Genomic DNA, 12,349 nt, shown 5'->3' with positions numbered 1-12,349 from the left:
ATGCCAAATGCAGTCTAGGCTAGCACAGGGCCCGCAGGCAAAACAAAGCCGCCCGGCAGAACATGCTGACGGGCGGCTGACAGGATCGACGCGTCAGGGGCGTCGATCAGTCGTCCTCATCCTCCTGCGCCCAGCTCGGCGCGCGTTTTCCGATGAAGGCGGACACGCCTTCCAGCTGCTCGTCGCCGCCCACCAGGCCCAGCGTGGCCGCGCGCTCGCGCTTCAGATGCTCATCGAGTGACAGATTAGGGCTGTCCTCAATCAGCTTGCGCGCCACCGCCACCGCGCCAGGCGCCTGCGACGACACCTTGTTGGCCAGGCTCACGGCCACGATCTTGGCGAAACCTTGATCCACCACCTCTTCGATCAGTCCGATTTTCAGCGCCTGCTCCGCGCTGACCACCTCGCCGCCCAGGATGATGCGCTTGGCCCAAGACACGCCGACCTTGTCGGCCAGCGTCTTGGTGCCGCCCGCCGCGGGGATCAGGCCCACCTTCGTCTCAGGCAGCCCCAGCTTGGAGCCGCGTTCGGCGATGATGTAATCGCATACCAGGGCGCATTCCAGCCCGCCGCCCAAGGCGTAACCATTGACAGCCGCCACGGTCACGCCGCGATAATTGCGTATGGCCTGCAGGGCATCGGCGAAAGCCTGCAGCACGACATCCGCCGCTGCCTTGTCACCCGAGGCGAATTGCTTCAAATCCGCTCCGGCGGAAAAGTACGCGTCGCCGGCGCCGGTAATCACCACCGAACGCACGCCGTCATCAGCATTCAAATCCCGCAGCGTCGCCGTCAGCTCTTTCAGGCTTTCCGTCGTCAACAGGTTCGCAGGCAGATTGGAAAGGGTGATGATGGCTGACTTGCCCAGCCGTTCAAGTGTCAAATACCTGGCCATATTGTGTTCCTCATGTATCCCCATCTATCTTCGTTCAGTCCGCCGCGCTGGCGGTATCCAGCGAGCGGGCTGTGACTTCTCCATCACGGTAAGGGTATCGACGCAGCCCTTTACGTATCGCCATGAGCAAAACGCAAGCCGCGCCAATCCGTTACATTCTCATTGCAAACTGACCTTTTGGCCAGTAGGCGAAACAATTATATCCAACCTTTTTTGTAGAAGGATTGTTTCGATAATGCCAAAAAGAATCGGCGAGCGACATGGCCCATCCGCACGGCAAGCCCAGACGCGCAAACCGTAACTTCGTCATGCCACTCTGTTACCATAGAGCTTTCATGGTCGAATTGCGGCATGATCGAAAGCAATTTCTGGATTCTGCTGGCCGCCGGCTTGCTGGGCGGCGGCCACTGCGTCGGCATGTGCGGCGGCATCGTCGCCGCACTCACGCTTAATCAGCCGGCCGGCGCCGCTCGCTGGACAATACTGGCGGGCTACAACCTGGGCCGGATCGCCAGTTACGCCTTGATCGGCGCGCTGCTGGGCGGCCTGGCCGCCGCCGGGCTCAGCCTGGCGGATTCCCACCCCTTCCAACTTGGTCTTTACGCGCTGGCGAATCTGATGCTGGTGGCGATGGGCCTGTATCTGGCCGGTCTGACCGGCGCCATCGTATTGCTGGAAAAAATCGGCCAGCCGGTTTGGCGCAGATTACAACCGCTGCTCGGCCGCATGCTGCCCATCCGCAGCCCGGCTTCAGCCCTGGCCGTCGGCGCCGTCTGGGGCTGGCTGCCCTGCGGCCTGGTCTACAGCGCCTCGCTGTCGGCGCTGGCCAGCGGCTCAGCCTGGCGCGGCGCGGGGCTGATGCTGGCTTTCGGTCTGGGCACGCTGCCTAATTTACTGCTGATGGGGGTGTTCGCGGACAAACTGCGCCGCTGGATGCAACAACGCCCAGTTCGGCTGGCTGCCGGACTGGGCGTAGCGGGCTTGGGCGCCTGGCGGCTGCTTCAGCTGCTTATTTGAACGACCTCAGGATGGTCTCGACATTGTAGCGCACCAGCTGCAGATAGCTGGCGGCCGGGCCCTTGGGGCCGGACAGCGCATCGGCGTACAACTCGCCGCCGATCTGCACCTTGGCCTCGTTGGACAGCTGCTGCAGCAAACGCTTGTCGCTCATGTTTTCCATGAAGATGGACTTGACGCCCTCTTTCCGCACCTGGCGGGTCAGTTGAGCCACGCCCTTGGCCGATGCCTCAGCCTCGGTGCTGACGCCCTGGATCGCCAGCACCTTCAGCTGGTAGTGCTCGCCCATATAACCGAAAGCATCATGCGAGGTCAGCATCTTGCGCTTGGCGACCGGCACGGTGGCGAATTGCTTCTTCGCCCAGTCATCCAGCGTTTGCAGCTTGGCGGCGTAATCGGCGGCGCGGCGCTGGTATTCGGCCTTGCCTGCCGGATCGGCCTGGATCAGGCCGGCGCTGATGTTCTTGATATAGGTCTGCACGCGCGAGGGATCATGCCAGGCATGCGGATCGACATCGCCGTGATCGTGGCCGTGCTCGCCTTCAGCGTGCTCTTCAGCCGGCGCTTGGCGCGTCTTGATGCCTTTGGACGCCACCACGGTCACGCCGCGGAAATTGGCCGCCTTGTCCAGCCGCGACATCCAGCCTTCCAGGCCCAGGCCATTCACCACCAGCACCTTGGCGGCGGACACTTTTTTAATGTCGGCCGGCGAAGGCTGGAACACGTGGGCGTCCTGATCCGGCCCCACCAGCGACACCACCTCCACGCGGTCGCCGCCGATTTCGCGGGTCATGTCGGCGATGATGCTGAAACTCGCCACCACTGGCACCTTGGCCAGCGCGAACACCGGCATGCCCAGCAACAGCAGGGCGCCAAACAGCTTCTTCATACTTTTCCTCTCCTCAGGATTCCAAATGGCGGGCGCGGATATAGCGCGGCAAGGCGCCGCCCACCGGCGCGAACAACAAAGACAGCAGATAAACGACACCGGCCAGCAAAATGATGGCGGGGCCGGACGGCAGCTCGAAGTGATAGGACAGCAACAGGCCGCCCAGGCCGCTGAAGAAGGCGATGGCCACCGCCAGCGCCAGCATGGCCTCGATGCGCTCGGTCCACAGCCGCGAGGTGATGGCTGGCAGCATCATCAAACCCACCGCCATCAAGGTTCCCAGCGATTGAAAGCCGGCCACCAGGTTCAGCACCACCAGCATCAGGAACAACAGATGCCACCAGGCGCCGCGCGCGCCCACCGCGCGCAGATAGACCGGGTCCAGGCTTTCCAGCAGCAGCGGCCGGTAGATGATGGCCAGCGTCAGCAGCGTGACCGTGGCGACGCCGGATACCAGGTACAGCGCGGCGTCGTCCACCGCCAGCACCGAACCGAACAGGATGTGCATCAGGTCGACATTGCTGCCGCCCTTGGACACCAGCAGCACGCCCAGCGACAGCGACAACAGATAGAAGGCCGCGAAGCTGGCGTCTTCCTTGATGCTGGTGAAGCGGGTGGCCAAGCCGGCCAGCAAGGCCACCAGCACGCCGGCGAAGAAACCGCCCAGGCTCATCGCCGGCAGGCTGAGGCCGGCGAACATGAAGCCGATGGCCGCGCCGGGCAGCACCGCATGGCTCATCGCGTCGCCCATCAGGCTCATGCGCCGCATCACCAGGAACAGGCCGATAGGGCCGGAACCCAGCGCCAGAGCCAGGCAACCGGCCAAGGCGCGGCGCATGAAGCCGAACTCGACAAACGGCGAAACCAATAAATCGTACAAATGTTGCATCAGGCTCTCGCTCCATCCAGGCCGCAAACCGGCGCCTGGGCCTGCCAGTGGGCGGCGGTTTCCACCGCGCGCAGCAGATTGTCGTCCGTCAATACCGCGCCGGTGCCGCCCCAGGCGATCACTTCGCGCGCCATCAGCAGCGTGTTGGGAAAGTGCGTTTTCACCTGCATGGCGTCATGCAGCACCGCGATCACGGTGCGCTTTTCCTCGCGCCAGCGCGCTACCAGCCGCAGCAAATCCTCGGTGGTTTTGGCATCCACCGCGTTGAAGGGCTCGTCCAGCAGAATCACCCGCGCATCCTGCACCAGGATGCGGGCGAACAACACCCGTTGAAACTGGCCGCTGGACAGCGCCGCGATCGGCCGCAGCGCGAAGTCGGCCAGGCCCACCTGCTCCAGCGCGGCCAGCGCGCGTTCAATGCCGGCCTGCGGAATCTTGCCGAACGGGCCGGTGCGATGCCACAAGCCGGTGCCGACCAGCTCCAGCACGCTCACCGGCATGCTGCGGTCTATCTCCGCCTGTTGCGGCAGATAGGCGATGTCGCCGCGGCGATGGCCGTTCAGGTCCACATGGCCGGAATCCGGCGTCAGCGCGCCTATCATGGTTTTCAGCAAGGTGCTCTTGCCCGCGCCGTTCGGGCCGAAGATAGCCGTGGCATCCCCCTCGGCGAAACGGCCGCTGATGTGATGCACCGCCGGATGGCGCTGATAGGAGACTGTCAGATTGTTCAGAATGATGCTCATGCCAGCTCCTGCAAAGCCCACCACACCAGCAGCCACAAGCCGGCCAAGGGCAATAACGCGAGCAGCACGCGCTGGCCGGCAGACATCGCCAGCAGGCTCAGCGGCGCTCGCAGATTGGCGGCGGTGAGATGCTGATGCGGCGGATGGGCATGGTCGTGGCCATGCTCATGCTTGTGTTCGCCGCTCATTCCAGGCACTCCTTCAGCCAGGCTTCCACTTGCTCGGCTGCAAACGCCGGCGCGATCAGCTCGAAACGGCTGTCGCGCCGCCAGGATACCTGGGCCGCGCCCCACTGCCCTGCCGCCCAGTTCAACCATACCCAGCTGTCCAGCACGCGGAACACGCCCTTGGCGCGCACCAGGCCCGGCACTTTCTTCGGCAAGTCGTCAAAGAAGCGGGTCAAGCGCTCGCCGTCGAAATTGAGTTCGGGATCGAACGTCCAGCCGGCCGATTGCCAAGCGCTGCTATTGTCCGGCAGCGCCGCCGGGCGGTAACGCGGCTTGGCCGCCAGCTCGGCGTCCAGCCAGGACACGTCCAGTTGCCCCTCGCGCACTTCGCCCACCAGCGATTTGGGCGGAAACAACGCCGCCGCCTGCGCGCGGAAGGCTTCCATGGTCGGGATGTCGGCAGTGTCTATCTTGTTGGCCACCAGCACGTCGGCGATGGAGATCTGGTCGCGGTACAAAGGCTGGCGGTGGTAATCGGGCTGGATGAACTGGCGCGGGTCCACCAGCGTCAGCACGGCGGCCACTTCCAGCGCCTCGCCCAGCGGCTTGGCGCGCAATTCGTCGATCACCCCGGCGGCGTGAGCCAGGCCGCTGGCCTCGATCAACAGGCGGTCGGGCTTCTCGCGGCGCAGCAGCGTGGCCACGGTGGCGGTCATTTGCGGGCCGGCCACGCAACACAGGCAGCCGCCGGCGATCTCGGCCACCGCCAGTTCGTCGTTGAGCAGCGCGGCACCGTCGATGCCGACTTCGCCGAACTCATTGACGATGACCGCCCACTTTTCATGCTGTGGACGGTTGGCTATCAGATGGCGCAGCGCGGTGGTCTTGCCCACGCCCAGAAAGCCGGTAAACAGATTGACTTTGGTCTTGTTCATGATTTTTCAGGTTCAGGCGGCACAGGACTGGCAGCGTCCGGCCAGCACCAGGTTTTGCGGGCTGAGCGCAAAGCCGGCGGCTTGCGCCATCTCGCGCAGCCGGGCCAGGCCGCTTGCGGCGTCCACTTCGTTGACGCGGCCGCATTGTTCGCACACCAGGATCAGGCTCTCGTGCTGGCAATCAAAGTGCTCGCACACGATGAAGCCATTCAACGCGTCCACCTTGTGCAGCAGGCCATGCTCCACCAGGAAGTCCAGCGCGCGGTAAACGGTGGGCGGCGCGGCCGAGCCGCGCTGCTGCTGCAGGTCGGCCAGCACTTGGTAGGCCTTGACCACGCCGCTGCGGCTCAGCACCAGCTCCAGCACTTGGCGGCGCAAATCGGTGAGTTTGCTGCCGCGCGCGGCGCAATGGCGCTCGGCGGCGGCGAGATAAGCGATGGCATCCATGATTAAGCGATGGCGTAATGAATACCAGATGTTACTGTATAACATCACAAACTCACAACCATGAAAAAAACAGGGTTTCTTGGGAACGCCCAGCCCCCTCGCCTGTCATAGCTATTTTTTGCCCTGAAAAGTGGAAATTTAGATGAAAAATATCCTGATCGGCGCCTGTTTAGCCGCCTTCGCCGCCCACGCCTTCGCCGCCGACCCCATCAGCCAGCGCAAGGAAGTGTTCAAGCAATACAAGCCGGTGGTCGGCGCCATGGGCAAAATGGTAAAGGGCGACACGCCGTACAATAAGGAAGAGTTCGCCAAGCTGGCCGGCAAGCTGGATGAGCTGTCGCAGCAACCCTGGCAATATTTCACTCCTGGCAGCGATGCAGGGAAAACCGATGCCAAGCCGGAAATCTGGAGCAAGCCAGCCGATTGGCAAAAGGCCGTCGACAACCACAAGGCCGCCACCGCCAAACTGAAACAAGCGGCGCAAACCGGCGACCTGGCCGCCATCAAGAAGCAATTCGCCGACACCAGCCAGACCTGCAAAGCCTGCCATCAATCTTTCCGCAAAGACTGATCCCGCCATCTTGGGCCGCTCGCCGGCCCATTACGCTCGCATCATGGATATAATCGGCAGGCCGCCCCACCGCGGCCGCATTGATCCACCTCTTGCAGAGTGACCATGAAAACAATCCTCACCGCGCTGCTGCTGGCAGCCATCGCCATTCCGGCCGCCCAAGCCGATACGCCCGCAGAAATCCGCAGCAAAGCCTTCAAGAAAATGTTGCTGACCTCTTTCGAACCGATGGGCATGGCCGTGCGCGAACGCGCGCCCTACAACAAAACCCAGTTCGAACAGCAGGCTGAAGCATTGAAAACGCTGGCCGCGGAGCCGTTCAAGCATTTCCCGGCCGGCAGCATCAGCGACAAGAGCCGCGCCAAGCCGGAAATCTGGAGCCAGCCCGCCAAATTCCAGGCTGATCGAGACGCCTTCCTGAAGTCCGTCGACGAGTTGGCCGCCACCGCCAAGAGCGGCGATCTGGCCGCCATCAAGAAGAGCTACGGCCAAGTGGCGCAGAGTTGCAAGACCTGTCATGACGCCTTCCGCGGGCCGGAGAAGTAAACCCAAGCCGCCGCGCGCCGCCAGCCCAAACAAAAAGCACCGTCATCCAGACGGTGCTTTTTCATTCGACGCGCCAAGAACGCGCCCCCGCCGCACGAGAACGTTAGCCGGCTCAGCGCAACAGCGCGAAGTATATTCCGCCGGCCGACAACAGCAGCGCCGCCAGCGCCAGGGCCCCGTGCGCGAAATGCAGCTTGGGCTTGTCCCCGGCCATTTGCTTGTAACCCGTCAGCATCGGCCGCACCAGGTTCTGCTTTTTCACCACCCGGTACAGGATGATGGCCGTCACATGCAGCGCGATCAGGCCCAGCAAGCCATTGAACAACAGCTTGTGCACGCTGGTGAGCGACTCCGCCAGCGAGCCGTCGATATGCTTGGCCAGCGGGCCATCGTATAGATAGCTGTCCACATCGGCCGAAAACAAGCCCGTTCCCACCTGCGCGAGCAGCGCCAGCAACATCGCCACCACCATCCAGCCGCCCAGCGGATTATGACCCGGCGCTTCGCGCTCCGGCATCTCGCCCTTCAAATAGCGCAAGATCGCGCGCGGCCCGCGCACGAAATTGGAGAAGCGCGCGGTCTGGCTGCCCACCACGCCCCAGATCAAACGGAACACCAGTAATGCCGCCAGCGCCACGCCGCAATAGATATGGTATTGCAGCCAGTCGCCGCCCTGCTCCGCGCAAAACCACATGCCGGCGAACAGCAAAACCAGCGTCCAGTGAAACAAGCGCGTCGGCGCATCCCATATCTTCACCTGCTGAGACATCCTTTAACCCTTTCCCTATCCTGGACATCCGTCCATTTTGCCGCATTCACCGCCATGGTCCAAGATGCCGGCCCGCTATTTCATCAATAAAATGGACAATCCACCGCCATTTGACCGCAAATTCGGTTAAGATAAATTCCGCACTCCAGCCTGGCGACGCCATCGTCCCGCTGGAGCCGTTTTTTTTCCGACGCCCCGCGCGTCGTCTTTTACCGTGTTGGAGACTTAGTCAAATGACGCAAACCGCCCTTCTTCAGGATCTGGAGGCCCGTGGCCTCATCGCGCAAACCACCGATATGGCTGCGCTGCAAGAACTGCTGAACAAGGAATCGGTTACGCTTTATTGCGGCTTCGACCCCACCGCGGACAGCCTGCACATCGGCAGCCTGGTGCCCATCCTGATGCTGAAGCGCTTCCAGCAGGCCGGCCACCGCCCGGTAGCCCTGGTCGGCGGCGCCACCGGCATGATCGGCGACCCCAGCTTCAAGGCCACCGAGCGCAAGCTGAACACCCCGGACGTGATCGAAAGCTGGGTGGATAAGATCCGCAAGCAGGTGGAACCGTTCCTGTCCTTCGAAGGCGGCAATGCCGCGCTGATGGCCAACAACTACGACTGGTTCGGCAAGATGAACGCGCTGGAGTTCCTGCGCGACATCGGCAAGCACTTCTCGGTCAACGCCATGATCAAGAAGGAAGCGGTGCAGCAGCGCATCGCTCGAGAGGATCAAGGCATCTCCTACACCGAATTCTCCTACAGCCTGCTGCAAGGCTACGACTTCGCCGAACTGAACACCCGCCTGGGCTGCCAGCTGCAGATCGGCGGCTCCGACCAGTGGGGCAACATCACCGCCGGCACCGATCTGACCCGCCGCCTGAATCAGACCCAGGTATTCGGCCTGACCATGCCGCTGGTGACCAAGGCGGACGGCACCAAGTTCGGCAAGACCGAATCCGGCACCATCTGGCTGGACGCGAAGAAAACCTCGCCGTATGCCTTCTACCAGTTCTGGCTGGGCACTGCCGACGCCGATGTGTACAAATTCCTGCGCTACTTCAGCTTCCTGTCGGTGGACGAAATCGCCGCCATCGAAGAAGCCGACAAGACCCGCGAAGGCAAGCCGGAAGGCCAACGCATCCTGGCCGAGCAGGTGACCGCGCTGGTGCACGGCCAAGCCGCGCTGGAGGCCGCTCAGCGCATCACCCTCAGCCTGTTCAGCAACGACCTGTCCAGCCTGACCGCCGACGACTTCGCCCAACTGGCGCAAGATGGCCTGCCAACCATCAAGCTGGACAAGAGCGCCAGCGGTCTGATCGACGCGCTGGCCGCCGGCGGCCTGGCCAAGTCCAAGAGCGAGGCGCGCACCTTCATCCAGAGCGGCGCGGTCAGCGTCAACGGCATCAAGGTGGACAGTCTGGAACACGCCATCGACGACGGCGAACGCCTGTTCGGCCAATACTCGCTGCTCAAGCGCGGCAAGAAACTGTACGCCCTGGTGGACTGGCAATAAGCCACTCCCGCCACCAAATGAAAAGCCCGTCGCATGGACGGGCTTTTTTGCTGCTCGGCAAACGCGCTCAAGCGACGCTGAACGCCTCTCCAGTGGCGAAAAAAGCGCCGCCGGCGATGTAATGCAAGCTGCGCTTGGCCGGATCGTCGTCGAAATGCCAATGCCCGGCGCTGAACAAATCCTCATCCGCCTGCGCCGCCACCACCTCGCCGATGAATAGATCATAACGCTGCTGGTTATGCGGTTCCGGCACGATCTTGCACTCCAGATAGGCGATGCAGCCCGCCACGCGCGGCGCGGCCAGTTTTTGCGCCAGCGCCTCCTGCAGACCGCTGGCGGCGAACTTGTCCTCGTCGCGGCCGCTTTCGCTGCCCACCCTCACCACTTGAGCCGCCTGAGCGCGGCACGGCACATTCAAGATGAATTCGCCGCTAGCCTCCATCAGCTCGCGGGTATAGGTGGATTTGTCTATCACCACCAGTACCTTGGGGGGATCGAAATCCAGCGGCATCGCCCAGGCGGCCGCCATGACATTGCGCTTTCCCGCCGCGGCGCTGCTGACCAGCACCGTTGGGCCATGGTTCAGCAGACGATAGGCCTTGGCCAGTTCGACATCCTTCAACACTGCGCGCTCCCGACTATTTCGAAAACGCTATTCTAGCAAGCCGCCATCAATGCGCCATGCCGCCGGACAAATGGCAAAGGCGCTGCTGCAAGCGGGCATCCTGGGCGAGGATGTCTTCAAACAATTTGCTGCGCGAAGCGATGTGATGGCCAAAGCGCCAGTCTCGCAACAAGGCGATTCCGAGGTCGAAAAACTCAGGCTCCAGTTGGAATAGCCGGCGAATATCGAACGTTCCGCCCACTTGCAGATCGGTGGCCAGCTGCAACAACACGCTGGTTTGCTCAGGCTCCGAGCTCATTGCCAGCAATTGACGGATTCGTTTGGCCGCGTTCACGTCTATTCCACAATAAAAATGACATAAAAATGTATCATGGAATTAATTTACTCGTAACTTATTTTTCGTTAGGTCCTTATAACAAAAAAAGGCCCGGTTTTGACCGGGCCATTTGCCATTATCCTCAAGCACAAAGACAGAGGAGATGTCATCGTGATGACAGTTGCGTTATAGAACAGTGATTGCTGCAGTGCAAGAGACTTCTTTTAGAAAATGTACATCGGCCCCGTGCCCTTGGGATTGCCGCTGCCGACGAATCCGACAAATACGCTGCGGCCATAAAAGAATGGCAATCCCCAGTCAAAATAAGCGGAGAAATCGCCGGTGATGGGGGCGCCGATACTTGGGAAGGCCGAAAAGGAGGAATTGATATTCAAATATTGCGCGCTGATCAAGCTGAAATTCACCACGCTGCTGACGCTGCCGCTAGACAGCGTGGCGCTCAGATTTTGTTGCGACGCCGGACAATACCATGTGCCTCCCCCAAGGCTGCAAGTCGTGATGCTGGAATCGTTGAAATACAGAATATTTGATCCGCTATCAATGAAGCTATTGTAGCTCTGCCCCTTGTAAGAGGTTTGAATAGAATAGACCAAGCCGTCGTATGTCAATGGAAAGGCTTGCGCGCCGCCAGGAATCGCATTGTCTGTTTGCGTAGCGATGCCGAAGGTCAATGTCCCCTGCGCGCTCGAGGCGCCGGTTGCCGCGATGGAGGGCAACTGCAACAGCACGCCATTATTATCCGCGGCGAAAGCGGAGACCGGGTTTGTCACCTGTTTAGCCAGCGGCGCGATGCTGGGCTGGCAAGTCGCAGCGGTAGCGCATCCATAATAGGTGCCATTATTGGGATCGCCGACACAACCGGTTCCGCAGTCTTGCTTGCTCACGCCAACGCCGAGGATGCCATTGGCGCCCAGGTCTTGCAGATCGCCCTCGTTCGTCAATGTGGCGCCGCCGCTGGACTGGCAGCTCGCGGGCACCGTGGAGAAGTTGGGATCCGAGATTATCTGAATCGGAACACTGCTGGCTACTTCTCCCGCCATGCGAACATCCGCCAGCTGGACCGACCCCCACGTATAGCCATCGGCGAATTGCGCGCACTCAAGCAACGAGCGGCTGCCGACTGTCTGAACGCTCAAAGAAGAGGCTAATGTGCTGTTCAAAACCGACGACAACACTCGCAAACCGCTGGAGCCGGTATCGACCAAGACATGGTCTATCGTCTGGCAATTGCTGGTGCTGTTCGGCTGGCAGATCGTGACCGAAACATAGGGGATGTTCAGTTGTCCCGTCGCGCCGCTAGGCCCGCTATCGACCGTCATCACCACGCTATTGCCGGTGCTGGAAGACGAAGAGGACGATGAAGATGATGAAGATGATGAGCTGGAACTGCCGCTTGAAACCGAGCCGACATTCCCCCCTCCTCCGCCCCCGCAACCCGCGATCAATGCGCACAGCGCCAGCAGGCTGAATAGAATCTTTTTCATAGCGCCCCCTGCTTCAGCTGAGCGGGCGTCACCCCCGCCGGCAACAGCGTCTTGTCATAGGCCATGCCTTGAAAGGAGCCCATCCGGCCATAAGAATGGATGACGAGATTGCCGACCTGCTCCGCCAGCACATTCAATCCCTTGCCATTCTGTCGCTGAGCCTGCAGATAGGCCGGAAAATATCCCGCCAGCAGCGATTTCAGATCCGGCAATCTCTTGCCCTTCCAGGAAACCGCAAAAACGATGCCATTGGCTGCGACGTACTCGCGAATCACGCAGCCCGTCGCATCCTGGCTTGTTTGAACGCTATAACTGGCGGAAGCGCCGGAGAAAGGCATTGTCGTCTGCGGACCGGCAGACGCCGGCGCGCTGGGCGACAACCCCAAGGCCGCATGCGCCAAGGTTGGAAATAGAAAAACCCATCCCCACCAAGTTCTTGTCCTCATATCACCTCCCCTTTCGTCAAAGCCATCCGCCAGACAAACTTGCTTGTTCTATTCACACGACAATATGACGAGGAAGCCCCC

General features: G+C 61.5%; 16 protein-coding genes. 4 read left to right on the top strand and 12 right to left on the bottom strand.

Translation table 11 applies throughout. From position 1 onward, the window contains the following. Positions 1-106: 106 nt before the first annotated feature. Positions 107-895, bottom strand: a complete 789-nt coding sequence (locus NKT35_RS15680) for an enoyl-CoA hydratase (RefSeq protein WP_254294633.1) — start codon at positions 893-895, stop codon at positions 107-109. A 351-nt stretch (positions 896-1,246) separates the two neighbouring features. Between NKT35_RS15680 and NKT35_RS15675 the strand changes: the two genes are divergently transcribed. After that, complete coding sequence (locus tag NKT35_RS15675; RefSeq protein ID WP_254294631.1) at positions 1,247-1,912, top strand: sulfite exporter TauE/SafE family protein; 666 nt, start codon at positions 1,247-1,249, stop codon at positions 1,910-1,912. On the opposite strand, the gene NKT35_RS15670 is transcribed toward NKT35_RS15675, so the two are convergent. Genes NKT35_RS15670 through NKT35_RS15645 form a run of 6 tightly spaced genes read right to left on the bottom strand, consistent with a single transcriptional unit; the run spans position 1,905 to position 5,982 of the window. Then, positions 1,905-2,801 carry a metal ABC transporter substrate-binding protein gene (locus NKT35_RS15670; protein ID WP_254294629.1) on the bottom strand — a complete coding sequence of 299 codons (897 nt, stop codon included), beginning with the start codon at positions 2,799-2,801 and terminating at the stop codon, positions 1,905-1,907. The two genes, NKT35_RS15675 and NKT35_RS15670, sit on opposite strands and share 8 nt — an antisense overlap. A gap of 13 nt (positions 2,802-2,814) precedes the next feature. After that, positions 2,815-3,690, bottom strand: a complete 876-nt coding sequence (locus NKT35_RS15665) for a metal ABC transporter permease (RefSeq protein ID WP_254294627.1) — start codon at positions 3,688-3,690, stop codon at positions 2,815-2,817. Then, positions 3,690-4,433, bottom strand: coding sequence for a metal ABC transporter ATP-binding protein (locus NKT35_RS15660; protein WP_254294626.1), 744 nt, complete (start codon positions 4,431-4,433; stop codon positions 3,690-3,692). The genes NKT35_RS15665 and NKT35_RS15660 overlap by 1 nt, the downstream gene beginning before the upstream one ends. Further along, positions 4,430-4,621: a hypothetical protein gene (locus tag NKT35_RS15655; RefSeq protein WP_254294624.1), complete on the bottom strand. Its 192-nt coding sequence runs from the start codon at positions 4,619-4,621 to the stop codon at positions 4,430-4,432. Before NKT35_RS15655 ends, NKT35_RS15660 begins: the two co-directional genes overlap by 4 nt. Further along, positions 4,618-5,535: a CobW family GTP-binding protein gene (locus tag NKT35_RS15650; RefSeq protein ID WP_254294622.1), complete on the bottom strand. Its 918-nt coding sequence runs from the start codon at positions 5,533-5,535 to the stop codon at positions 4,618-4,620. The genes NKT35_RS15655 and NKT35_RS15650 overlap by 4 nt, the downstream gene beginning before the upstream one ends. A 12-nt stretch (positions 5,536-5,547) precedes the next feature. Beyond that, positions 5,548-5,982, bottom strand: a complete 435-nt coding sequence (locus tag NKT35_RS15645; RefSeq protein WP_254294620.1) for a Fur family transcriptional regulator — start codon at positions 5,980-5,982, stop codon at positions 5,548-5,550. Positions 5,983-6,124: 142 nt separating this feature from the next. On the opposite strand from NKT35_RS15645, the gene NKT35_RS15640 reads away from it, so the two are divergent. Together NKT35_RS15640 and NKT35_RS15635 are read left to right on the top strand one after the other, a co-directional pair. Next, positions 6,125-6,553 carry a c-type cytochrome gene (locus tag NKT35_RS15640; protein WP_254294618.1) on the top strand — a complete coding sequence of 143 codons (429 nt, stop codon included), beginning with the start codon at positions 6,125-6,127 and terminating at the stop codon, positions 6,551-6,553. Positions 6,554-6,658: 105 nt separating this feature from the next. Beyond that, positions 6,659-7,099 carry a c-type cytochrome gene (locus NKT35_RS15635; protein WP_254294617.1) on the top strand — a complete coding sequence of 147 codons (441 nt, stop codon included), beginning with the start codon at positions 6,659-6,661 and terminating at the stop codon, positions 7,097-7,099. A gap of 112 nt (positions 7,100-7,211) precedes the next feature. On the opposite strand, the gene NKT35_RS15630 is transcribed toward NKT35_RS15635, so the two are convergent. Further along, positions 7,212-7,868, bottom strand: coding sequence for a cytochrome b/b6 domain-containing protein (locus NKT35_RS15630; protein WP_254294615.1), 657 nt, complete (start codon positions 7,866-7,868; stop codon positions 7,212-7,214). A 233-nt stretch (positions 7,869-8,101) separates the two neighbouring features. On the opposite strand from NKT35_RS15630, the gene tyrS reads away from it, so the two are divergent. Next, a complete protein-coding gene (gene tyrS, locus NKT35_RS15625) occupies positions 8,102-9,376 on the top strand; it encodes a tyrosine--tRNA ligase (protein WP_254294612.1) in 1,275 nt (424 codons plus the stop codon). 67 nt (positions 9,377-9,443) lie between these two features. Here tyrS and NKT35_RS15620 read toward each other — a convergent pair whose 3' ends face one another. From NKT35_RS15620 to NKT35_RS15605, 4 genes are all read right to left on the bottom strand, one after another. After that, positions 9,444-10,001, bottom strand: a complete 558-nt coding sequence (locus tag NKT35_RS15620; RefSeq protein WP_254294610.1) for a flavin reductase family protein — start codon at positions 9,999-10,001, stop codon at positions 9,444-9,446. Between the two features lie 46 nt (positions 10,002-10,047). Then, a complete protein-coding gene (locus NKT35_RS15615) occupies positions 10,048-10,335 on the bottom strand; it encodes a hypothetical protein (RefSeq protein ID WP_254294608.1) in 288 nt (95 codons plus the stop codon). 206 nt (positions 10,336-10,541) lie between these two features. After that, a complete protein-coding gene (locus NKT35_RS15610) occupies positions 10,542-11,822 on the bottom strand; it encodes a DUF3443 domain-containing protein (RefSeq protein ID WP_254294606.1) in 1,281 nt (426 codons plus the stop codon). Further along, the gene (locus NKT35_RS15605; RefSeq protein WP_254294604.1) at positions 11,819-12,268 is read right to left on the bottom strand and encodes a DUF2844 domain-containing protein; all 450 of its coding nucleotides are present in this window, start codon (positions 12,266-12,268) and stop codon (positions 11,819-11,821) included. Before NKT35_RS15605 ends, NKT35_RS15610 begins: the two co-directional genes overlap by 4 nt. Positions 12,269-12,349 lie beyond the last annotated feature (81 nt).

This window comes from Chromobacterium sp. IIBBL 290-4, from assembly GCF_024207115.1.
GTDB lineage: Bacteria > Pseudomonadota > Gammaproteobacteria > Burkholderiales > Chromobacteriaceae > Chromobacterium.
The sequence above is the reverse complement of the archived record's forward strand: the minus strand, read 5'-3'. Positions and strand labels throughout refer to the sequence as shown.

What these genes read in the sequence shown, in the direction of transcription:
- NKT35_RS15675 (WP_254294631.1), top strand. Translation starts at nt 1,247, where the DNA reads ATGATCGAAAGCAATTTCTGGATTCTGCTGGCCGCCGGCTTGCTGGGC.
- NKT35_RS15630 (WP_254294615.1), bottom strand. Translation starts at nt 7,868, where the DNA reads ATGTCTCAGCAGGTGAAGATATGGGATGCGCCGACGCGCTTGTTTCAC.
- NKT35_RS15680 (WP_254294633.1), bottom strand. Translation starts at nt 895, where the DNA reads ATGGCCAGGTATTTGACACTTGAACGGCTGGGCAAGTCAGCCATCATC.
- NKT35_RS15635 (WP_254294617.1), top strand. Translation starts at nt 6,659, where the DNA reads ATGAAAACAATCCTCACCGCGCTGCTGCTGGCAGCCATCGCCATTCCG.
- NKT35_RS15665 (WP_254294627.1), bottom strand. Translation starts at nt 3,690, where the DNA reads ATGCAACATTTGTACGATTTATTGGTTTCGCCGTTTGTCGAGTTCGGC.
- NKT35_RS15605 (WP_254294604.1), bottom strand. Translation starts at nt 12,268, where the DNA reads ATGAGGACAAGAACTTGGTGGGGATGGGTTTTTCTATTTCCAACCTTG.
- NKT35_RS15610 (WP_254294606.1), bottom strand. Translation starts at nt 11,822, where the DNA reads ATGAAAAAGATTCTATTCAGCCTGCTGGCGCTGTGCGCATTGATCGCG.
- NKT35_RS15670 (WP_254294629.1), bottom strand. Translation starts at nt 2,801, where the DNA reads ATGAAGAAGCTGTTTGGCGCCCTGCTGTTGCTGGGCATGCCGGTGTTC.
- tyrS (WP_254294612.1), top strand. Translation starts at nt 8,102, where the DNA reads ATGACGCAAACCGCCCTTCTTCAGGATCTGGAGGCCCGTGGCCTCATC.
- NKT35_RS15640 (WP_254294618.1), top strand. Translation starts at nt 6,125, where the DNA reads ATGAAAAATATCCTGATCGGCGCCTGTTTAGCCGCCTTCGCCGCCCAC.
- NKT35_RS15645 (WP_254294620.1), bottom strand. Translation starts at nt 5,982, where the DNA reads ATGGATGCCATCGCTTATCTCGCCGCCGCCGAGCGCCATTGCGCCGCG.
- NKT35_RS15655 (WP_254294624.1), bottom strand. Translation starts at nt 4,621, where the DNA reads ATGAGCGGCGAACACAAGCATGAGCATGGCCACGACCATGCCCATCCG.
- NKT35_RS15660 (WP_254294626.1), bottom strand. Translation starts at nt 4,433, where the DNA reads ATGAGCATCATTCTGAACAATCTGACAGTCTCCTATCAGCGCCATCCG.
- NKT35_RS15650 (WP_254294622.1), bottom strand. Translation starts at nt 5,535, where the DNA reads ATGAACAAGACCAAAGTCAATCTGTTTACCGGCTTTCTGGGCGTGGGC.